The sequence below is a fragment of the Paraburkholderia diazotrophica genome, from assembly GCF_900108945.1.
GTDB classification, from domain to species: domain Bacteria; phylum Pseudomonadota; class Gammaproteobacteria; order Burkholderiales; family Burkholderiaceae; genus Paraburkholderia; species Paraburkholderia diazotrophica.
In genome coordinates this window covers 62644-84968 of sequence record NZ_FNYE01000035.1, presented here as the reverse complement: position 1 = coordinate 84968, position 22325 = coordinate 62644, and the positions used below count along the sequence as shown (strand labels likewise).

At 58.4% G+C, this 22325-nt stretch carries 16 protein-coding genes; 12 read left to right on the top strand and 4 right to left on the bottom strand.

Translation table 11 applies throughout. From position 1 onward, the window contains the following. Positions 1-358: hypothetical protein (locus tag BMW76_RS41380; RefSeq protein WP_218162566.1), on the top strand; the 358-nt coding region annotated here is incomplete at its 5' end. Positions 359-1525: 1167 nt separating this feature from the next. Here the strand turns inward: BMW76_RS41380 and BMW76_RS31205 are convergent. Beyond that, positions 1526-2440 (bottom strand): LysR substrate-binding domain-containing protein, encoded by a 915-nt coding sequence (locus BMW76_RS31205; RefSeq protein WP_090872242.1) that lies wholly within the window; start codon positions 2438-2440, stop codon positions 1526-1528. Between the two features lie 160 nt (positions 2441-2600). Between BMW76_RS31205 and BMW76_RS31200 the strand changes: the two genes are divergently transcribed. From BMW76_RS31200 to BMW76_RS31175, 6 genes are all read left to right on the top strand, one after another. After that, positions 2601-3857, top strand: coding sequence for a M24 family metallopeptidase (locus BMW76_RS31200; protein ID WP_090872240.1), 1257 nt, complete (start codon positions 2601-2603; stop codon positions 3855-3857). 56 nt (positions 3858-3913) lie between these two features. Beyond that, positions 3914-4777, top strand: a complete 864-nt coding sequence (locus tag BMW76_RS31195; protein ID WP_090872238.1) for a glycine betaine ABC transporter substrate-binding protein — start codon at positions 3914-3916, stop codon at positions 4775-4777. Positions 4778-4859: 82 nt separating this feature from the next. Beyond that, positions 4860-5171, top strand: a complete 312-nt coding sequence (locus tag BMW76_RS31190) for a cupin domain-containing protein (protein ID WP_090872267.1) — start codon at positions 4860-4862, stop codon at positions 5169-5171. Positions 5172-5173: 2 nt separating this feature from the next. Continuing rightward, positions 5174-6808: a choline dehydrogenase gene (locus BMW76_RS31185; protein WP_090872235.1), complete on the top strand. Its 1635-nt coding sequence runs from the start codon at positions 5174-5176 to the stop codon at positions 6806-6808. Positions 6809-7128: 320 nt separating this feature from the next. Continuing rightward, positions 7129-7752 (top strand): carbonic anhydrase, encoded by a 624-nt coding sequence (locus BMW76_RS31180; protein ID WP_090872233.1) that lies wholly within the window; start codon positions 7129-7131, stop codon positions 7750-7752. 94 nt (positions 7753-7846) lie between these two features. After that, positions 7847-9406 carry a SulP family inorganic anion transporter gene (locus tag BMW76_RS31175; protein WP_090872231.1) on the top strand — a complete coding sequence of 520 codons (1560 nt, stop codon included), beginning with the start codon at positions 7847-7849 and terminating at the stop codon, positions 9404-9406. Between the two features lie 198 nt (positions 9407-9604). On the opposite strand, the gene glmS is transcribed toward BMW76_RS31175, so the two are convergent. Then, a complete protein-coding gene (gene glmS / locus BMW76_RS31170) occupies positions 9605-11425 on the bottom strand; it encodes a glutamine--fructose-6-phosphate transaminase (isomerizing) (protein WP_090872229.1) in 1821 nt (606 codons plus the stop codon). 52 nt (positions 11426-11477) lie between these two features. Continuing rightward, complete coding sequence (locus tag BMW76_RS31165) at positions 11478-13121, bottom strand: DUF2334 domain-containing protein (protein ID WP_090872265.1); 1644 nt, start codon at positions 13119-13121, stop codon at positions 11478-11480. Between the two features lie 1948 nt (positions 13122-15069). Between BMW76_RS31165 and wecB the strand changes: the two genes are divergently transcribed. The 3 genes from wecB to BMW76_RS31150 all read left to right on the top strand — a co-directional run bounded on the left by wecB (position 15070) and on the right by BMW76_RS31150 (position 20027). Further along, a complete protein-coding gene (gene wecB, locus BMW76_RS31160; RefSeq protein ID WP_090872227.1) occupies positions 15070-16290 on the top strand; it encodes a non-hydrolyzing UDP-N-acetylglucosamine 2-epimerase in 1221 nt (406 codons plus the stop codon). Positions 16291-16413: 123 nt separating this feature from the next. Beyond that, a complete protein-coding gene (locus BMW76_RS31155) occupies positions 16414-18336 on the top strand; it encodes a glycosyl transferase family protein (RefSeq protein WP_090872264.1) in 1923 nt (640 codons plus the stop codon). A gap of 17 nt (positions 18337-18353) precedes the next feature. Then, positions 18354-20027 carry an NfrA family protein gene (locus BMW76_RS31150; RefSeq protein WP_245763447.1) on the top strand — a complete coding sequence of 558 codons (1674 nt, stop codon included), beginning with the start codon at positions 18354-18356 and terminating at the stop codon, positions 20025-20027. A 299-nt stretch (positions 20028-20326) separates the two neighbouring features. Here BMW76_RS31150 and BMW76_RS31145 read toward each other — a convergent pair whose 3' ends face one another. Next, the gene (locus BMW76_RS31145; RefSeq protein WP_090872262.1) at positions 20327-21016 is read right to left on the bottom strand and encodes an HD domain-containing protein; all 690 of its coding nucleotides are present in this window, start codon (positions 21014-21016) and stop codon (positions 20327-20329) included. A gap of 329 nt (positions 21017-21345) precedes the next feature. On the opposite strand from BMW76_RS31145, the gene BMW76_RS31140 reads away from it, so the two are divergent. Then, positions 21346-21762, top strand: coding sequence for a cupin domain-containing protein (locus BMW76_RS31140; RefSeq protein ID WP_090872260.1), 417 nt, complete (start codon positions 21346-21348; stop codon positions 21760-21762). Positions 21763-21785: 23 nt separating this feature from the next. After that, positions 21786-22241 (top strand): carboxymuconolactone decarboxylase family protein, encoded by a 456-nt coding sequence (locus BMW76_RS31135; RefSeq protein WP_090872223.1) that lies wholly within the window; start codon positions 21786-21788, stop codon positions 22239-22241. The last annotated feature ends 84 nt before the right edge of the window (positions 22242-22325 follow it).

Sequence of the window (22325 nt, the reverse complement as noted above, 5' to 3'; positions counted from 1 at the left end):
GGTGCAGGCGCAGGCGGTCACGGCGCGGGCGGTGCGGGCGCAGGCGGTGCAGGCGCAGGCGCAGGCGGTGCGGGCGCAGGCGGTGCAGGCGCAGGCGGTGCGGGCGCAGGCGGTGCAGGCGCAGGCGGTGCGGGCGCAGGCGGTGCAGGCGCAGGCGGTGCGGGCGCAGGCGGTGCGGGCGCAGGCGGTGCGGGCGCAGGCGGTGCAGGCGCAGGCGGTCACGGTGCAGGCGGTCACGGCGGAGGCGGGAACGGCGGAGGCGGGAACGGAGGAGGTGGGAACGGCGGGGGCGGGTCAAGGTAATCGGCCGAGGTGTTTTCAACTGACATCTGGGTGCAGTGCGAACTGGCCGTATTGACCGTCGCAGTTGTTCGGCGGTGAGGCTCAAGTGTGGCTCTCGGCTAGGCTCGGATGAGTCAGACTGCGGTCGTACAATCCGGTTTTCGATAATTGGGGCGTTCCGAGCGTTCCGATCACGAGCCTTACGCAAGATCAGCACCGCCGCTGGGTGTCCAGCTTCTTCACGTTGAAGCTCAAAGAATTTGATTTTTGCTTGCGTTCAGTCGTCGAATGCTGCGATCAATCAATGCACCGATTCCTCAGCGGGCGACAGGGAGTCGGACGAACCGAAAACAGGATCGTCTACGCGTTCTCAGCGTTTAGCAACACCGTCCAACCTCTTAAAGATGCCGGCTCAACGTTTCTGAAGCCGAAGATTACGTGGAGCGACATCGAAGGCCTGCGTCATGGAAGTTCATTTGGCTCAGCAGAAATGCAGCTGCTCATGACGGTAATCCGGTGATAACCGCGTGGACGGACGGGCGCTACTTCGTACCAAATGACATCCACCGGTTTGGTCCTGCCGGCGACCTGATTGAGATTCCCGCGCCGACCGTGGATGCGGCCCAATTTTGTCTTGAGTTTGCGCAAGATTTCAGCGGTCTTCTTGCAACGCGTCTTAGTTCCCTCGGTTCCGTAGAAGGCCCCGAAGCCGAACATTGCCGAGATCCAGCAATGTCTGCGTTCGCCTGTGGTACCGGCTTTCGTTCGCCGGGTTTTCGATGAGCAGAAAGCAGAGATCGAGCACGTGCTTACGTGAAAACTAATCCGGTTGGGGACGCAGTCGCTTCATTGCTTGCTATCGCGACGTTCTGCGAAGCTCGTCTGGGCACCGGATCTCGCATAGCGGAAATGGATGTCAAGAATACTGTAAGAAGGGACATCTGGAAGGGCAAATCTCGACCGGCTGCACCGGGCCCGCTTGCTGTCCTCCCAGATGAAATAGCGAAGATGCCGAAGCTCCATGATCGTTCCTGACAGGTCAGATAGTCGGCAACGATAGAGCAGCGGTCGCTTGAGACCGGTTTTGTACGGGCCTCCTGCCATATGCCGGTTTTTCGGCCGAAAGCCCGCCACTCACACGCATGCGGCGTACTTGGAGTGAACATCCGTTTCGCGCAACCTGGCCGACGGTGAATATGAGTCCGGGTCGACTATGCATGCCTCGCCTTGCCGCGCGAATATCCTAGTTCACCCGGTAACTGGCGATCCAGCTATACAGCTGTTCAACGTCGGTACCGAGTGGACGCTGGTCATTGCGCATCAGAAAGTAGCCGCGACCCGGGCGCACGCTCAACGACGATAGGCGCGCCAGTCGTCCACTGCGAATTTCCGCGTCAAGAAGATAGCGAGTGCCCAACGTCACGCCTCGTCCTCGCGTGGCGGCGTCCACAAGCACGATGTAGTTGTTGCCATACTCGGTCGCCTTCACGCGGCCCGGTTCAATTCCTAGCGACTTAAACCAGATAGACCAGTTGATCCAGTTTGGCTGGACGCGTTCATACTCGAGAAGCACCTGTGACAGCAATGCTTCAGGACCGTCGCCGAGCAGCGGATGGCTTTCGATATAAGCCGGACTCGCGACAGGAAATATCTCTTCCTCGAATAACAACTGCGCCGTCCAGTGGATTCGCTGACCCGGGTCATACACCACGGCCAGGTCGACGCTGTCGTTAAAAAGATCAGAAGGCTGATCGGACGTGATGGTGCGAATGCTCGCCGCGAAGCTCGGATTGCGATCACGGAAGTCCCTCATGACCTCACTCAGCCAGAAATGCGAGATCGCCGTGTTGGCGGCCACCGTCACCATACTCGCGCTCCGCTTGTCGCTGATCTCGTCCACGGCATCAGCGAGGTAATTGAACGCTGCGCTGACTTTGTTATGAAGCTGCGTTCCGCGCGGCGACAGCTGTACCCGTCGACCGACCCGTTCGAAGAGTACAAACCCAAGCCCCTCCTCAAGCTGGCGAATCTGCTTGCTTACCGCTGCCTGTGAAACGTGAAGCTCTTCCGCGGCTCGCGTGAAATTCAACGTCCGGGCCGCTGCCTCGAAAAACATCAGGCTGGTCAGCGGCGGAAGGCGATGGCGCAAGCTCTTCATAACGGGGGGTTATCGATGCACATGAGATTTCATCTGTGTACAGCGAAATTGGTAACTCGTAAAGTCGTTTTCATGGCAGCGAATTTCGTAATTCAGCGCATCGGCCGCAGCGACAAGCTTTATAACTAGAGGTTGGTGTTTTCCCCATCTGGACGTTCTTATGACCACGCTAAACTGGCACCGCGAGCGCCGCGATCTTTCCGATCGTCAGTCGCTCGATCGCTCTTTGCACGGCTCTGAAATCGACCTCGTGTCGGTGCGAGCGTATCGCCTTGGGCGAGTTCGGGCGGAAATGCGAAAGCGCGATATCGCGGCCTTGATCATCAGCGACCCGGTGAACATCCGGTACGCCACGGGCGCGCGCAACATGCAGATTTTTTGCGCGCGTAACACGCCTTCGCGCTACCTCATCGTCACGGAAAGCCGGACGATTCTGTTCGAGTTCACCGGTTGCGAGCACCTCGCCAATGGCCTCGAGACCATCGACGAAGTTCGTTCATCGTCGACTGCCAGCTTCGTCGCGGCAGGTCCGGCCATCGCGGCGCGGGAAAAGGCATGGGCGGCCGACATCGCGGCCACGCTGACTGAACTCGTCGGTCAGAAGCCCACGGTCGGTATCGAGCGCATGAACGCCGGAGTCGCGATTGCGTTGGCCGGGCACGGCGTGCGTCTGGTGGACGCACAGGAGCCGATCGAGATGGCACGCGCCATCAAGTCGGCCGAGGAATTGAAGTGCGTCATCGCTTCGCTGCGGGCAACAGAAGTCGCCGTCGGGAAGCTTCGGGACGCGATCCGGCCCGGCATGTCGGAGAACGAGCTTTGGTCCGTGCTTCATCAATCGGTTATTGCCCAGGATGGGGACTACGTTGAGACGCGCTTGTTGAGCGCCGGGAGACGAACCAATCCCTGGTTTCAGGAAACATCGAGTCATGTGATCGAACCGAACCGGCTGATCGCGCTGGACACTGATGTCGTCGGCTGTCATGGCTACTACTCCGACTTCTCTCGCACTTTCCATGCAGGACCGGATAAGCCGAGCGAGAACCAATGCACGATCTACAAGTTCGCTTACGAGCAGGTGCATCACAACATCGGAATCATTCGTCCGGGCATGACGTTCAGGGAGTACAGCGACAAGGCCTGGAACATCCCGCACAAGTATCACGCGAATCGCTATTACCTGTCGGCACACGGGTGCGGGATGACGGGTGAATATCCGTACCTCTACCATCACGCGGACTTCGCCACCTCTGGCTACGACGGTGAGATCCAGCCGGGAATGACGCTGTGCGTCGAGAGCTACATCGGCGAAGAGGGCGGACAGGAAGGCGTGAAGCTCGAGCAGCAATTGCTCGTGACGGAGACGGGAACGCGCCTGCTTTCACTTTTTCCGTTCGAAGAAACACTGCTGCGATAAGCAAGACGGCGCTGCATGTGCTGGACGGTTTCAACCTTTAAACGGAAGCGTAGAAAATGACCAAGTTGCTGGGATTGTTCAAGTGGCTACTGCCCGTAGTCTTTCTGCTAACCGGCGCCACGGTGCGCGCTGAGGACAAGGCGATCACGATCGGCGTGAACAACTGGGCGGAGAACATCGCCGTCGCAAACATGTGGAAAGTTCTTCTCGACGAGAAGGGCGTCAAGGTCCAGTTACAGAACGCGGACAAGGCGCTTATCTACAACAGCGTCGCACAGGGAAAGATCGATCTGACCTTCGAAGTCTGGCTTCCGTCAGGCGACAAGCCTGCGTTCGACAAGGTCAAGGACAGAGTGGTGCAGATCGGGCCGTGGTTCAAGGAGGCCAATCTGGGCCTCGTCGTTCCTGACTATGTTGCCGTGGACAGCATCGACCAGTTGAATGCGAACAAAAGTCTCTTTGCGTCCAGTGGCCGCCCGAAGATCGTCGGCATCGATTCCGGCAGCAGCCTCATGCAGTTGACGGAGAGGGCAAAGACCACCTATCAGCTCGACTATGACGTTCAGTCATCGTCCGAGTCTGCGATGGTCCTGTCGCTTGAGCGAGCAGTTCAGCGCAAGGAGCCTATTGTGGTGACGCTCTGGAAGCCTCACTGGATCTGGTCCAAGTACAAGCTCAAATATCTAAAGGACCCGAAAGGTGCTTACGGTTCGACCGACTCTATCTATGGCATCGAGACCCAGGCATTCAAGAAGCAGCATCCCGACGTCGAGCGGTGGTTGCAGCAATGGAAGATGGATGACAACTCGCTGGGCGGGCTAATGTCGGAAATCATCAAGCAAGGTGCGTCAAACCCCGAGAAAGGCGCAAAGGCCTGGATCGATGCGAACCGCACGCTGGTTCAGCAGTGGACGAAGTAAGCCTGCGTAACACGCGACGATGAACCCGGACGCCTTGCTCTTCAGTTTGCGTCAACTCCAGCTTTCACTCTTCATATCCGACATGAACGCTTCCACCACGACACCATCCATTTCCAGACAACGAGCGCCCGCCGGTATCGAGCACACGACTGCCGACTGGGAAACGTGGCATTGCGACAGCAACACGTTCCAGCATCGCTATGTACCGGGCGCGACGTTCTACGTCGTTAAAGGCCGGGCACGGCTGACTTTCGCACATGGCGTGCAACTCGACATCGAAGCGGGAGACTTCGTCTCGATCGGCGACGGCGCGCAGGCGACGTGGGAGATCTACGCGCCGATCGAAACGCGTTACACATATCACGACGATGGCAGCGCAGCGACAAGGGCGTGATCATGAGCGAGGCTGTGGAGTTCGACTATGTAATCGGCGGAGCGGGTTCGGCTGGCTGCGTGCTCGCGCGTCGGCTCGCTGATGCTGGCAATCGGGTACTGCTGATCGAAGCGGGCCCACGTGACAATTCGTGGGTGATCCGAATGCCCGCTGGCCTCAGATCGATTTTCAAGCCGAGCTCGCGATATAACTACTGGTTCGAGACCGAGCCGCAGCGGAACCTCGACAACCGCCGCATCCAGCAGCCGCGCGGTCGCGTTCTCGGCGGCTCATCATCCATCAACGGTATGACATGGCTTCGCGGTCATCCGCTCGACTATGAGCGCTGGGAGCAGGAAGGGGCGACCGGTTGGGGCTGGAGGGATTGTCTGCCGTACTTCCGCAAGATCGAGCGGAGTGATGTAGTCAGCGCTTATCGCGGTACCGACGGGTTCATTCATGCGCAGCGTCAGGAGTCTCTCTGTCCGCTTAACCAGGCCTTTCTCGATGCGGGTATCGAAGCGGGCTTTCCACTCACCGACGATGTGAACGGATACCGGCAGGAAGGTGTGTCGCGCTTCGAGATGAGCGTCGATCATGGTATTCGCAACAGCGCTTCATACGGCTACCTTCGCTCGCGCAGGGATGACGGTAATCTTACGATCTGGACGCAGAGCACACTCGAGCAGATCAACCTCATCGGCAACAGTGCGACCGGGTTCAAGGTGCTGCACGGCGACTCTGTCGTAAACGTCACTGCACGTAAGGAGACTTTACTTTGCGCGGGTGTCTTCGGTTCCCCGCAACTGCTGATGTTGTCAGGAATCGGGCCGGGCGATCATCTCAAGGAAAAAGGCATCGTCCCAAGAGTCGAGTTGCCCGGGGTCGGAGAAAATCTGCAGGACCATCTGGAATGTCACATCCAGATCGAAACCAGGGAGCCTGTCTCGCTCAACCGGGAACTGCAGCTTCACCGAATGCTGTGGGCTGGCGTGCAATGGTTCGGTTTCAAATCGGGCGTTGCATCCGTCAACCAGTGCCATGTCGGCGCCTTTCTGAAGAGCGCACCTCACATTACGCATCCGGATATCCAGTTTCACTTCTTCCCGGTGTTCTTCAACAAGGATTGGATACCCACTCGGCAAACAAACGGATATCGCATCGGAGTAGGTCCGATGCGCCCCACCAGTCGTGGGCGTGTCCGACTGAAGTCGATGCACGCCGAAGACCCGCTTTCGATAGATCCGAACTACATGGACACCGAGGAAGACTGGTGCGTGATGCGCGAGTCGGTACGGCTCGGCCTGCTGTTTTCACGACAACCTGCCTTTCGTCGCTTTCATTACCGTGAAGACATGCCGGGCGTCGATGTAACTGCGATGGCGGCCGTGGACGAGTTCATCAGACGGGACGCATCAAGTGCCTATCACCCTTGCGGAACTTGCAAGATGGGAGCGAAGCACGATCCGTCCGCTGTCGTGGGTCCCGATCTAAAGGTGAGGGGCGTAGAACGACTGCGTGTCATCGACGCATCGGTCATGCCGTCTGTACCAAGCGCGAACATCAACGCTGCGACCATCATGCTGGCCGAGCGTGCAAGCGATCTTGTGCTCGGGCGACCAGCAATGCAAGCACAACCTCTACAGTTCGCGGCCTGACTTTGAGCGGCCGTCCGCTGGTGTATTCGGAAAGAGTATGCAAGCGCATCGGCATTTCCGAACTGTGGTTGTTATTCGAGGAACCGTGCTTGAGGTAAGAGGGACGCCCCACCAAGGTGCAGCGGATCACGCAAATGACACATCAGTGCGGAAAGCCGCATGAATGCACGCTATCCGGGCATCGGATGCAGTCAGCATCAAATGATTTTTGTCGATTTTTTTCGGAACCTTCTTGCCGTAAGCTGTTCGTAATCACCATCGCGTTTGTCCGCGACGGACAGCCGACCCTGTTCAATTCAGACCCGGCAGGAGCCCGATTGATGAATCACCCCAAACGTCTGTTGCTGTCCAATCTCGCGTGGTCGCAGGAGGTGTCGATGCGCGAGCCCGAGTTCTTCACGGAAATGGCGCGCGGACAACAGCCGCGTATTCTGTGGATCGGCTGTTCCGATAGCCGCGTGCCCGCCGAGCGCATCACGAATGCGCAGCCTGGCGAACTGTTCGTCCATCGCAACATCGCGAACCTCTATACGTCCGACGACGGCAATGCGTCGAGCGTGATCGAATACGCGGTGCACGCGCTGAATGTCGAACACATCATCATCTGCGGACATCACCATTGCGGCGGCGCGCGCGCGGCTCTGTCGCCTCCGTCCGATGCGCTGCCCGTCGTGAACCGCCGCATCGCCGGATTGCGCGAACTGGCTGAACGGCACCGCGAGGAACTGCACGCAATCGCCGATTTCGACGAACGCGTCGATCGCTTCGCGGAATTGAACGTGATCGAGCAGGTGCGGCTGTTGCGCGAATCGCCGATCGTGCGCCGCGCGTCCCGTCCGCCGCAGGTGCATGGCTGGATCTTCGGGCTGCGCGAAGGGTTGCTCATGCAACTCACCGACATGGAAGAAGCGCAGCAGATGGCCGACATGCGCGACGCAGCGTAACCGGCCTCGAAACAAACTCCTTTTCACGATCTGACTAACGAGCCGCCCGCGCCCATCGCCGGGCGGCGTGGCTCAACTCGACCTCGCGAATACCATGCACACACCTTCTGTCTCCCGTCTATCGACTTTGCGCAGCGACGTTTTTGCCGGCATCGTCGTCTTTCTGGTCGCCTTGCCGTTATGTCTGGGCATCGCCACGGCGTCCGGCGCCGAGCCGTTTTCGGGCGTCGTATCGGGCATCGTCGGCGGACTGGTCGTCGCGCTCCTGAGCGGCTCACACCTGAGCGTGAGCGGCCCGGCCGCGGGCCTCGTCGTGATCGTCGTCTCGGCGATCGCTTCGCTCGGCAGTTTCTCCGCGTTTCTCGCCGCCGTGCTGATTGCGGGCGCGCTGCAGATCGGCTTCGGCCTGCTGCGCGCGGGGCGGCTCGCGAGCTTCGTGCCCGTCGCCGTCATCAAAGGCATGCTTGCGTCGATCGGCATCATGCTGATCGTCAAGCAGATTCCGCTGGGCGCGGGGCTCATCACGGGCGCGGATGCGAACGCCGCACACGCCGCCACGCTCGCGACGCCGTTCGGCCGGGTATCGCCGGTGTCGATTGTGATCTGTGTCGTGTCGGTCGCGATCCTGTTTGCATGGGAGACGGCGCGCGCGAAACGTCTTGCGATCACGCGGATGCTGCCGGGGCCGCTGGCCGTCGTCGCGCTCGGCATCGGCGTGACGCTTGCGCTCAATGTGCTTGCGCCCGCGCTTGCGTTGCCCGCTGAGCATCGCGTGTCGCTAATGTCGCTGGATTCGCTCGACGCATTGGTGGGCGTGATCTCGATGCCCGACCTCACGCAACTCGTCGATGCCGACGTGTGGCGCGTCGCGCTGACGCTCGCCGTCGTCGCGAGTCTGGAAACGCTGCTGAGTCTCGAAGCCGTCGAGCAGATCGACCCGAGGCGCCGCCGCGCGTCGCCGGATCGCGAGCTGAAGGCGCAGGGCGTGGGCAATATGGTCGCGGCCGTGCTAGGCGGTTTGCCGCTCACGGCCGTGATCGTGCGCAGTTCGGCGAACGTGCATGCGGGTGCGCAGACGCGCATGTCGGCCGTGATTCACGGCGTGTTGCTGCTGGCGAGCGTGTTCGCGCTGACAGCCGTGCTGAACCTGATCCCGCTCGCGTGTCTCGCGGCGATCCTGATTCACACCGGTTACAAGCTCGCGAAGCCGGCGCTGTTCGCGGCAATGGCGCGCGAAGGTATCGATCGTTTCGTGCCGTTCGCGGCGACGATCGCAGGCGTACTCGCGACTGACCTGCTGATCGGCATTGGCATCGGTATCGCAACGAGCGCGCTGCTCGCGATGCGCGCGAACCTGTCGCGCACCTTCACGCTGACGCGTCACGACGACCATTTTCTGCTGTGCCTGCGCAAGGACGCGACGTTCCTGTCGAAGCCGATGCTCACGCACTGTCTCGCGCAGATTCCGGACCGCGCGACCGTGCTGATCGACGCCGAGCGCGCGGATTTCATCGACCGCGATATTCGCGAGACGCTCGATGCGTTCGTGAGCGAGGCGCCGCGACGGCAGATTACGGTCGAGCGGCTGCGCTGGCCGGAGACATCGGCGCAGGAAGGGCGGGCGTTGCTGCCGCCGTTGCGCGTGATGGGCTAAGGGCGAACAGCGCGAGGAGTAACGGCGAGGGCGTCAAAATCCTTGCCGGCCCTCGCCGGATCAGGGGATGGAGACTGCACGAGAGCGGGGATCGAAATCGGCCCTGCAGTGTCAACAGTGCTTTGATGGACTCCGACTCTTCCGATGCATCTTCCGTTCGCCAGTTGCGAGTCAGCCCGCCGGTCTGGCGGCGACGATTCATTCAACCGTTACCGATTTGGCGAGATTGCGAGGCTTATCGACATCGGTGCCACGTAAGCACGCGACATGATAAGCGAGCAACTGATACGCAACGACGTGCAGGAGTGGAGAGAGGAAGCCGTAATAGTCCGGTAGCCTGATGATTCGCATCCCTTCAGCAGCTTGCAGCCGGGTATTGGCATCCGCGAGTACATAAAGCTTTCCGCCTCGCGCGCTGATTTCCTGCAGGTTTGCCTTGAGCTTGTCCAGCAAGCAGTCGTTCGGCGCACTGACGATGACAGGCATCGCTTCGGTGACGAGCGCAAGCGGACCATGTTTCAACTCTCCGGCAGGATAACCCTCAGCGTGCAGGTAGGAGATCTCCTTCATCTTCAGTGCCGCTTCGAGCGCGATGGGGTAGTGCAACCCGCGACCGAGGAAGAGCGCATGCTCCTTTCTTCGCAATTCCTGCGCCCACCCGATGATCTGAGGCTCGCGGGCAAGCACGCTGCGTATCGCGTCGGGTAACGCAGCAAGGTCCCGAAGGTGCTTCGCCACTTGCCCCGCACTCAACCGTGCGCGTTGCCGCCCGAGCGTAAGGGCAAGCAGGAAAAGCGCGACGAGCTGCGTCGTGAAAGCCTTGGTCGAGGCGACGCCGATCTCGGGCCCCGCCTGGGTGATGAAAGCCCAGTTGCTTTGACGCACGATCGCACTCGTCGCAACATTGCAGATCGCCAGCGTGAGTGCCTCACCGACCGATTGCGCGTAGCGCAATGCGGCCAGTGTGTCGGCGGTTTCGCCGGACTGCGAGATGGGCACCACGAGCGTGCCTCGCTGGGGCACGTAGTCGCGATAGCGATACTCGCTCGCAATCTCCGCATGAGCGCGAATACCAGCGATCGTTTCGAACCAGCCGCGTGCGGTGAGCGCCGAATAGTGGCTCGTGCCGCAGCCAAGCATGAGAACATTGTCGACCCCGGAGAAAGCATTGGGGTCGACGGTGCCAAACAGTGTGGCATCGAGCGAGCGAACCATGGAGAACGTTCGAGCCACGGCAAGCGGCTGCTCGAAGATTTCTTTTTGCATGTAGTGGCGATAGGCGCCGAGTTCGGAATCCCCTCCCTGCTCCGTGATCTGGTTCACCCCGCGCACCACGGTTTCGCCAGCGCTGTTGAGAATGCGCAGGTTGCCGGAACGCAGATCAGCAACGTCGCCATCTTCGAGATAAATGATCCCGCTCGCGTAGGTGGACAGCGCGAAGGTGTCAGAGGCCAGGAAAGCGCCATCAGGACCCAGACCAACCACCAGCGGCGAGCCCTGCCGCGCGCCGATTACGCGTTGCGGCTCGTCCTTGCAGATCACCGCAATCGCATAGGCGCCTTGCAGCATACGCGCCGCATCGAACACGGCGGCCAGCAGGTCGCCCTCATAATGGCTGTGAACCAGATGGGCGATGACCTCTGTATCGGTCTGGCTGACGAACTCATAACCCTGTTCGACAAGCGATTCGCGCAGCGCCTCGTGATTTTCGATGATGCCGTTATGCACGACCGCAATCTGGTCATGGGAAAAGATGGGATGCGCATTTGCGATCGCCGGCACGCCGTGCGTCGCCCAGCGTGTGTGGGCGATTCCTGTGGAACCGTCGAGGTTGGCTGCTCGCACATCGCTTTCGAGTGCTTCGACCCGCGCAAGGGTGCGAATGCAACGCGGCCCTCCCGCCTGGAGCACGGCGACTCCGCACGAATCATAACCGCGATACTCCAGCCGTTTGAGCCCATCAAGCAAGGCAGGAACGATACTTCTTTGCAGGGCAACACCCGCAACGATTCCACACATGGTCGCCTCCCATGTCGAACTGTCAGTTTTCGTAGATCAGGTATCGAGTCCGCTACTGCACGGCGCTCGCATCGACGAAGGTGTAACCAAGTCCCATGATCCCCGTGATGATCGACTTGAAATCCGTCAGCCCGGGTTGGCCTAAATCAGGTTCGAGCCAGAAGGGATGAAAGAAGAACGACGCGAATCCGTCACGAACGGCGAGCGCATATTGGGCATTCGTCAGAATGTCCTGCGCCGTGTATGTCAGACACGAATACGGGTCGATGGAACAGATGTTGTACTCGACGTTTCCAAGGTTCTCGGGCAATACCAGTTGTCCGTAGTAGTCGTTCCTGATGATGTACGGAAAGAACTGGCCAACCTCGAAGTCCTTGTTTGGCACATTCGAATTGAGCTGGGGCGTATCGGACGTGTAGTACACGACACGCTGGTATGTCTTCTTGAAGAGCGGCGGCACGGCCTTGATCGCAAGTGGCGATGACTGATAATGAGGCGCTTCCCAGGCAAAAGGCGTATAGCCACTCTGAGAAAGTTCGTGCAAACCTGACGTCAGACGGCCGGATGCCCACTGAGTCGAGTCCTCGTCCACCGGACGTTCCTCAGGCTTGTACCAGAACTCGTAATCGTTTGCGCTGACGGCATTTTCGGTGTCGGGAACCGAGTTGTACTGGTGCGTGTACCCGTGCATCACAATCTTGCCGCCGCGTGCAAGTGCGTAGTTCAGCGCCTGTCTTAATCCCGTCGCCTGCGCGAGATGAATGGTCTGCGGGACGCCACCGTTGTACACGCCGAGCGGATCTGTATACAGCGGGATTGTCGCGATCGAGAACGGAATTCTCCTGGAGTACAGGTAGTCCGTCAGCGATTTCATTGAACTGACCGTCGTAACCGCGCTGACATCTTCCAGCCGCACGAGAGCCCGATGGCTGGTAGCCGCACCGCTCTGCAGAATGTCGTGCAGCATGTCGCAGATCACGAGGTAGCGGTCGCGCGGCCCGATGAACGAAAACGGTACATCGGCGAAATACCAGAAGTTGCCGGCCTTGACGACATAGGGCGCGACTTCATTGGTCTGACTGTCCTTGATCGTGACAAGCGTCGATGCCTTCGTCGAATCCGCGATCGCTACGACTCCGATGTCCGGGTCGGCGCTGACAGTGCCCGACGTGGAATTAAAGGAGTAGTACTTGACCATATTGAGATTCTTGTAGCTGACCGTGTCGAAGAAATCGGGCGTCGGATTACTCGATGACGGCGTCGTGCTAAGACCACGCAGACCCGAGAACGTCATGCCCGTTTTCCCCGTGAAGTTATACGTCTGGTCCCATGCGAGGTTCCAGATGTTGTACTTGAACCAGACGACGGTCTTGGTACTCGCCGATACGTCAGAGAGGAAAGCGGTGGGCGTGCTATTGCCGTAGTAGCTGCCGATATAGAAGACAGCGGAGTAGGGCGCAAGCGTGCCCGCCGTGTAGTTGTTGACGGGGGCGAGATCGACCGTTGCATTGAAGTGGCCGATCAGGTTGCGCAGCATGATCGCATACGCAAGACCCAGTTTCGAATAGACGTCGTTGGCGGGAGCATCGTAAAGCACGAGTACTTTCGCCGTCGTCGATTGTGCGCGTACCGGACCCGGTGCGCCCGCCAGACAGATTGTGCAGACGAGTACAGCCATCGCCAAAACCTTTTTCATGATCAGACTCCCTGTTTGCGCGTCGTTATTGACGAGCGAATGCACCATCCGCGCCGAGGAACTTCCGCATATTTTGACCAGTCCGCTGACCATGTCCCCGTTCGAGATCGTCCTTATCCTGATCTCGCATGCCAGGTGAAACCATGGAAACGACGGGGGGTCTTTCGGGTGGCGTCACCGTATAGCCCGGTTTCGGCATGGGTGGCTTTTTCCCGTAAATGCGCAAATTGGGCGTCACCGAAAGCCCGCCTGGAAGCGCTACCGCAGTGGAATTCATCACGCTGACAATCTCTTCTGCTGTAGCGCTCCACGTTGCGCAGAGGCAGGTGCTACACAAAACGGTGCTAGCGATAAGCTTTAGCGGTGTCATCTGAGTTCTCCATTTACATTGGATGCAAATGCGTGATGCCATGAGCAAGCAAGGAATATGAGCCGGAGCGTGTTTTTTCAGGTTGCGGTTCATCGCAACCGAACGCGGGTCTCTTCTGAGCCTGTAAACAGCCATTTTGTTGTTTCATCGACAGTCGACGAACGTTCGTCTCCTCGCTCTTTTTTGTCGCCTCTGCTTTCCTCGAACAAATCGCGGCATGGGCTACGTTTCGAATCGTCGGCTTGTCCACGTTTTAACGTGATGGAGATCTCGTTCGTCTTGAAGATACTCGCGGTATGTTGCCGGAAATGTTTGGTAAGCCGCATAAGCAAGATACGCAAATATATTTTGGATACCAAAATATAGACGAATTACAAGCCACTCTAATTCGTCTGAAGTCAAGTTGCGTATATCACTATTCTTCAAACAGGAACAAATATTCGAGATCCTATATGTAGACGGAGCATGCGCATTTTGCATCCGGTTTTTAAATGGACTTTGCATAACATCTCCGGCCAACGTTGAACGCGTACAGGGTTAACGCGACATGGTTCGGTGCTGAGGTCGCAGCGTCTCTCGGGTTCGTTGACCCGGCGTTCCGTCAGCCGTTATTTTCGGCAAACGTTTGTATCGGTACGGGGCTCCGTCTTGCTGTTCTTATAGCTTCGATTGCGGAGAGAAAGATGAGTTTGCAGGCGTATCCGGCTTTCGCTTCGGTCGAATTTCTCGGACCACCAGTGCGACATGCACGAAACAACACAATGCAAATGAGACGTGGTCAATTTTGATGAACTCGATACTGCCTATTGACCATTCGACAAGCGTTAACCCGATGCTGGTTTCGAGATGGTTCTGGTTTAGCGTTTTTGTGAAATTCGACTTTAAGTAAAGGCATAACCGTTTCCGCGTTTGCCTTATTCGAATTGGAGTAGGTGTTTAATCAGCCTTCCGAGGGCATGGACTCGTACGTGTGTTCCGATGTGAAAGCGCTTTCACCGTCGAGTCGCAAGCCGCGTGCTGTTTGCTCGCCTATGCATATCAACTCGATTGAGGACTATGCGATGCGGTTGATGCGGCGCTCGTCTTCATCTTCTCAACTAGGCCGCAATCTCTTTTCTCGCCAGACCATCTACGACTGACAGCGATTCAGACCGTCAGTGAGGCGGTGCGTTTGCATCTGCGTTTCGCCCGGAACGGGCCGATGCGTGATGTACCGGATCGCCGCAACTTCACGAGAAAACTCGCGCCGGTTCACAGTTCACATATCGTCAATGTTGAGGAAGACGCAACGAATTACGAAATAATTGTGCGTGACCCAACAGATGGGATTCAACGAGACGTCGAGTATGAAGTCTGTGGTTAGCGACTGTTTGCGTATTGAAGAGGTTTTTCCTCTCACGAGGGATAGCCGACAACTGTCTCGCATTGGATGTTCATCTCCGCAGAGATCGGTAAAGCCATGGAAATCGCAATGAGCAACTGCGTTGCGGTGCGGGGCCTGGCATGAGCAGGTGATTGTGGTATCGAGTCGCGCACGGGAGTGCGATCAGCGTAGTTCGACAGTGCATAGAGGATGACATGAAAAAAGTGCTAACTGTGTTCGGCACACGGCCAGAAGCCATCAAGATGGCGCCCGTAGTGCGTGCGCTCGCGGCCCGAAACGATATCAACGTGCAGGTCTGCGTGACGGCTCAACACCGCGAGATGCTCGATCAGGTACTCGAACTGTTCGACATAGAGCCGGACTTCGATTTGAACGTCATGCGCAAAGGCCAGACGCTAAGCGATCTGACTTCAGGCATCTTGCAGGGAATTGGCGCAGTGTATGAAACCAGCAAGCCCGATGTCGTACTGGTACATGGCGATACCACAACGACGCTCGCAGCGAGCCTTGCCGCATTTTATCGTCACATTCCGATTGGCCATGTCGAAGCAGGACTTCGAACCGGCAATATATGGTCCCCCTGGCCGGAAGAACTCAACCGACGGGTGACCGACGCAGTATCGTCGTGGCTATTCGCACCCACCGAAATGGCGAAGCGCAATCTGCTTGGCGAAGGCGTACCAGACGCGCATGTGGTCTTGACGGGTAATACCGTCATCGATGCCCTGCTGCAGGTCAAAGACCGCCTGGACGACGATCCCGTTCTTGCGGAAAGCATCGCCGCACGTTATCCGTTCCTGGACCCGCGGCGGCGGCTTGTCCTCGTCACAGGGCATCGGCGCGAGAGCTTTGGCGAACCATTCCGGCATTTCTGCCAGGCGTTGCGCGAGCTGGCTCAATGCCACGACGATATCCAGCTGGTGTACCCCGTCCATCTCAACCCGAATGTCCGGGCGCCCGTGCAGGAAATTCTCGCGGGACAATCCAACATTTACCTTATCGAGCCTCAGGACTATTTGCCCTTTGTCTTTCTGATGTCGCGCGCGTATCTCATCGTGACGGATTCGGGCGGCATTCAGGAGGAAGCCCCCGCGCTTGGCAAGCCCGTTCTGGTCACACGCGATACCACGGAACGTCCCGAAGCGGTGTCGGCGGGAACGGCGCGGCTCGTTGGCACGAACACCGAGCGCATCGTTCATGAGGCCCGTGTGCTGCTCGACAGCTCGACTCAGTACGGCGCCATGGCGCATGCGGCCAATCCATATGGAGACGGGCATGCGAGCGAGAAGATCGTCGATGCGCTCTTACGATTGCCGGCGGTGAGTTCGCAGAGCCATTTTCCATTCGCCGCTGCTGTACAGGGTGCAATGGTGTCGGGGATGGTGTCGGGCCTTCAGGCACTGCGCGCCAGTTAGCAAGGCACGCGTTTCATGCTCAGAGAGATCCTGCTACGCCGGGAAATTTAGCCCGGCGAGACGGGACGCGCTTCGCGGAGAAGCTGAAAAAAACGGGGATGAAGGAAAATGCACGCGAATCCGATGTGGATCTGGTACTTCGAGGTACTGAATATAGTGGCTTTGTTGACTGCCGTGGTGATTTTCATCAGCACAGTCGACGATCTCATGCTGGATTCGTATTACTGGCTATTCCAGATAAAAAGATTCCTTAGCGGGAAGAAATCGGTTTCGATCGATGTGGCGCAATTGCGCTCGCTAGAAGAGAAGTACCTCGCGATCATGGTGCCTGCCTGGAAGGAATACGATGTCATCGCCAGGATGATCGAAAACACACTCTCTACCATGGAGTACGAGCGCTATGTGATTTTCGTCGGGACTTATCACAACGATGCCGAGACGACGTCGGAGGTCGAGCGCATGGTGCGTCGTTATCCACATCGTGTCACTCGTGCGACGGACCTGAATGATGGGCCGACATGCAAGGCCGACTGCCTCAACTGGATCATTGCAGCGATTCTTCGCTACGAGCAAACGCATCACATTAGCTTTGCGGGCGTTGTGATGCACGACTGCGAGGATGTCATTCATCCAATCGAGCTCAAGTACTTCAACTATGCGATCGCGGAACACGACCTGGTTCAGTTGCCTGTCCTCTCGCTGCCGCGCAAATGGAGCGAGTTCGTTGCCGGCACCTACATGGACGACTTTAGTGAAACCCATCAGAAGGATATGCCGACGCGACAGAGGCTGACGGGCGTCGTTCCAGGGGCGGGTGTCGCGTCCTGCTACAGTCGGCGCGCGATCGAGGCGGTGATGGCGGAACGCGAAGGTCGCCCCTTCAACACCGACTCGTTGACTGAAGACTACGACTTCAGCTTTCGACTAAGAGCATTGGGAATGAAGGAGATGTTCGCTCATTTCCCGATGACGGAAGCCGCGACCGGCGACACTGCAAGCCGTGCTATCCGGCGCGCTTCAGCGAGCAATCTGCTGGCGACACGCGAGTATTTTCCGAGCACGTTCCGTACGGCGTATCGTCAGCGCGCGCGCTGGATTCTCGGCATCGCGTTTCAGGGTTGGCAGCAGTTGCGGTGGCAAGGGAATTTCTGGACACGCTACATGTTTTTCCGCGATCGCAAAGGCATGGTGACGTCGATCGTATCTGTGATCGCCTACGTGGTGCTGCTCAACTATCTCGTGCTTGCTTCCCTGCATGCGACGTTGTCTGCGGCGCCCGCCGATATGTCAAACAGCGTGCTGGACACATGGCTGTATCCGCTTCTATCGGTCAATGCGGCATTGCTCTTCGTGCGGCTCGCGGAACGCTACTACTTCGTCAGCAAGCTCAATGGGCCGTTACAGGGGCTCCTTTCGGTGCCGCGCATCTTCGTAAACAATTTCATCAACTTCTTTGCTGTCTGCCGCGCGTGGCGAATCTTTCTAAAACATCTCGCGACCGGCAAGCCGATTGCCTGGGACAAGACGAGCCACACCTACCTGTCGAGTGAGGAGCTCGGTAAGGCGCGCCGCAAGCTCGGCGAAATCCTTGTCGGATGGGGCCTGCTCAGTACGGCGCAAGTGGAGGAGTACCTCACGCGCCAGGCTAGCTCCGGCAAGCGTCTGGGTGAACTGCTCGTCGAAAGCGACGCGATTAGCACTGAGACGCTCGCCGATGCTTTAGCAGATCAGGCTGACTTGCCGCGGGTCAGCCTGAACAATGTTGCTGCGGGACACTTTTCTGAAACGTTGGCGTTCGAATTGCAGCACGCGTATCGGGCGGTCCCATTTTCCGTCTCGGACGACGGCACATTGAACGTCGCAGTCGGAAGTCCGCTTTCGGAAGATGAGCGGGAGATCGTGAAGCGTGGCGTGCCCTCCAATGTCGCTTACTTTATTGCAAGCGATTTCGACCTCACTGCTGAACTGGCGCGGCATGCGCGCTTTGACGAATTAGAACGGAGTCGCAGCGCCGGCGATAGTAGTCGGCGCGTAGCGCGCTTTTAGAAGTCAGGGGGAGCTGCGTGAAAACCAAAATGCCGCGAAATTTAAAGCGGCTGCTAGTCCGTACCGGCGGGCTGGCAGTCGCGATGTCGATCGCAATCCATGCACAGGCAAACGGCACGGACACGCTGACAGCGAGAGCCTATCGTCTCGCAGACTCGGCGTATAAGGCGATTGCTGCCGGAGATCTGCCGCGCGCCGAACGGTTTGCGTTAGGGGCTGTCAAGGCGCAGCCGGGGAGTCGTCAGACTGGATTGCTGCTGCTCGACGTGTACGTCCGGGAAGGGAAGATTGCTGAGGCCGATGCACAGGCCGAGGCGCTCTTGCAACGCTTCCCGGGGGATGGCCGGGTTCTCGCACAACACGGTTTTCTCGCACAGAAGCAGGGCCGCAATGACGTCGCTTCGCGCGACTTCGCTGCAGCGTTGCAGAAGGGCGGATGGAACGTCACGGAAGAGCGCAATCTTCGTCTTGCCTGGAGCGACGCCGCGCTCGCCGCGCACGAACCCGATCAGGCCGCCAGGGCGCTTGCTCCTCTTGAAAGCGAACCGGACAGCGCGGTACAGCTTCGAATTGCGCAACTGCGCTTGCGTAACGGTGACCGTGCCGGTGCGATTCAGGCGGCGCAACTGGCCCAAAGCCGCGCGTCGACGGAAGAGGAAAAACAGAGTGCAGCGTCGGTGATTGCGTTTGCGCAGCAGCCAGAGCCGGAAGACGACACGGCCCGGAAAACGCTGCAAAAGGCCTACGATTTGCTGCGGGAAAAAAAGGATAGTGAAGCACTCGAGGCGTTCAGGCAGGGTTTCGCGGGCGGAGCGGGAAATGCCGGAAACTATGCCGATGCTGCGTACGCCGCCAAGCGGCTCGGCGGGAATGATGAGGCAATCGCAGACTTCAAGCACAGCCTGGACGCCGACGACGCCGAGCGCACCTTCGATGACCAGCGCCGCTTCGGATATCGCCGGGAGATCCAGCAACTGGAACGCAGGTGGGGCTTTGTGCTCAGCTTGCCCTATCAGCAATCGGCATTCAGTCAGGCGGGTACGATCGATGTGCTGCAGCCGGGCATCGAGGCATATTGGCAGCCGCCTGGCATTGGCTACGACAACGGGCGAATCCTGCAGTTCTTTACCCGTGCCTACGGCACTGCCTACGATGGCGCAGGCAACGTGACGGGTATGCCGACGGTGCAGGGTTCTGTCGGAGCGCGTTACAAGCCGCTCGCGAGCCAGAATCTCGTCATCTCCGGCGAGCGGCTGGTCCGCATCGGCAGCCTGTCGGTGAACGACTGGTTAGTGCGGCTTGGCTATTCGTCGGAGGCAGGCACTGATCTCATGGTGACCGAACCGAGCTGGCGCAGTTGGCAGGTCTATGCGGAAGCTGACTATTTCTTCAAGCAAGGCCGGTACATACTCTATTCGGAACTCCGCTATGGTCATACGTGGTCGCTGCCATCGATCAGCGATCACCTCACCGTGTACCCGCACGTTGCCCTGGCGGGCGATCACGATAATCGCCAGACGGATCAGACGGCTATCGGTATCGGTCCCGGCGTTCAGTTCCGCTTCTGGTTTCGCGAGAGTCGATATAGCGCGCCTGCAAGCTGGGCCGAGCTAACCGTGCAATATCGGCTGCCGTTGACATCGGCCGCGCGTGCGCGCGGGCTCGTCGTGCGGGCGACGCTGTGGTTCTGATGTTGGTCGATAGTGCGACGCGTCAGGGCCTCAGCTATCGCCCACGAACAGACGACGCATCAGGCGATACGCCGTCGTTCTATTCGTACCCGTGTCTGAGCATGCATGCCGCCAGGACGCCGCTCCCGCAATCGATCTGCCAATGCAGCACCCAACGCGTCAGTCGTGGATCGGCGGCGCGCGTGACGGGCGCGAGACTCGCAGCCGTCACCCAAGGGAGAATGCGTCCGTGTTTCACGACGGCACACAAGTAGAATCCGTTTCTTCGCACGAGGGGTAATAAAACGAAACCCGAGCTCTCAGAAATCGGGCATTTCGCGAACTGTTCGCCGCTCCCAATCCGACTTCAAGATGACGCTGCACAGGTTCACCCGCTCGAAGCTCGGGTCCGTATGGGCGAGGAAATCATCGTTGAAGGTGCCGAAGGTGCTGCCCGGTCGATGCTTCATACCGTGATAGAAGGCATCGATCATCCTGGTGGCGAAATCAGTGCCGCGAGGATATGCATCAACCACTGCGGTACGTTGTTCGTCGGTGAACTGCTCAAAGCCACGTCCCGCCACATCCATTCCGGCTCCGGCCTGTACCAGCGCGATTTCTCCATGCATGTGCTCGGGAATGCCCGGAGTCGTATGGAGTGCAACAGCCATCCAGACCTTATCTATATCGCCCTCGGAGATGTGATGGCTCCGCAGAAAATCGCGCGCGGCGTTCGCGCCATCCACCTCGAAGCGAAGCTGGCTTTCGCAATAGATTGATGTCAGCCCAATATCATGAAACATGGCTGCGACGTATAGCAACTCTGGGTCGAAGGTCAGATTTCTTCTTTTTCCGAGTAGCGCGCCCCAAAGGTACACGCGGGTCGAGTGATTAAATAGCAATTCGCTTTCGGTGTCGCGTATAAGCTGCGTAGCCTCACGCGTCAATAAACTGTCAGGGATCGAAACGTCGACTATTCCGTTAGTCGGAGCAACTTTGCCTTGCTTCATCTCGGTACTCATTGTCTGGATGGCTGCTGCCCGGTTCGGCCGTTTTCGTGCAGTTCCGAACCGCTCCGCCGGGGACCTTTCGGTCAGGACCGACTGGGCTCATTACACTGAGAACACTACGCTTCCCTAAGGCCATAGAACAGCACCAGGAATGAGCATTCTGAATGTACCATTGCAATATGGCCGCTCTCCCCACTGGCCTTGATCGCTCCGGCCGCATAGACGGGCTTCGTCATCGCTTCATGGTGCATCAAGAATGTTCATTCCTGGTCCTTTCCTCCGCTCCCGTCTGCAACCACAATGCGGTGATATCAAGGAGCCTCATCGTTATGAACATTCGATCTGTCGTTGGTGCCGCCTGCACAGGGATTGCCTTCACCATTGCAATGCCTGCCGCTGCACATGGCTCGGGTGAAACCGTCACGCCAAACTTCGAGCACGCTATTCCCAACATCCCGGGCAAGTCGTTGACCGCCGTAGTCGTTGACTACGCCCCCGGCGGAGCATCGCCAGCACACGAGCATGCAAAGTCCGCTTTCATCTATGCATACGTCGTATCGGGCGACATCGAGTCACAAGTGAACGACGGCCCGAAGCGCATCTACCATGCCGGCGAAAGTTTTTTCGAGCAGCCCGGCGCCGTCCACCGTATAAGCCGCAATGCAAGCAGGTCCAGGCCTGCGAAGCTGCTTGCGGTGTTCGTTGCGGATAGCGACGACAAAGTCCTGACCACCCCCGTCAAGTAGATCAAGTGCAAGGAGTAACCCTCATGAGCAAGCGTCTCGACTATAACCAGATTGCGCCTGCAGGCGTCAAAGCCCTAGGCGGCGTCTATGGCTACGTCATGCAGAGCAGTCTGTCGCCTGTTCTAGTCGATCTGGCTTATCTTCGCGTCTCACAGATCAACAACTGCGCCTACTGTCTCGACATGCACACACGTGACCTGCTGAACAAGGGCGTGAAAGTCGAAAAGCTTGCGCTGGTACAGGCATGGGAGGAAGCCGGCCATCTGTTTGACGAACGGGAGCGCGCCGCGCTCGCATGGGCCGAATCGGTCACGCTGGTTGCGCAGACGGGTGTACCCGATGAGGCTTACGAGGCTGCCCGCGCAGTGTTCGATGAGCGGGAACTGGTGGACCTCACGATCGCGATCAGCGTGATGAATACGTATAACCGTATGGCGATCAGCTTCCGGAATACTCCTCAGGCTGTACTGGAGCAATGAAATAGACTGGCTGATTCCTGAAGCGCGTGAAGTTGGAAAGCCACAATCGAGCGTCAGTAGTACGCCTGCGACGTGACACACACA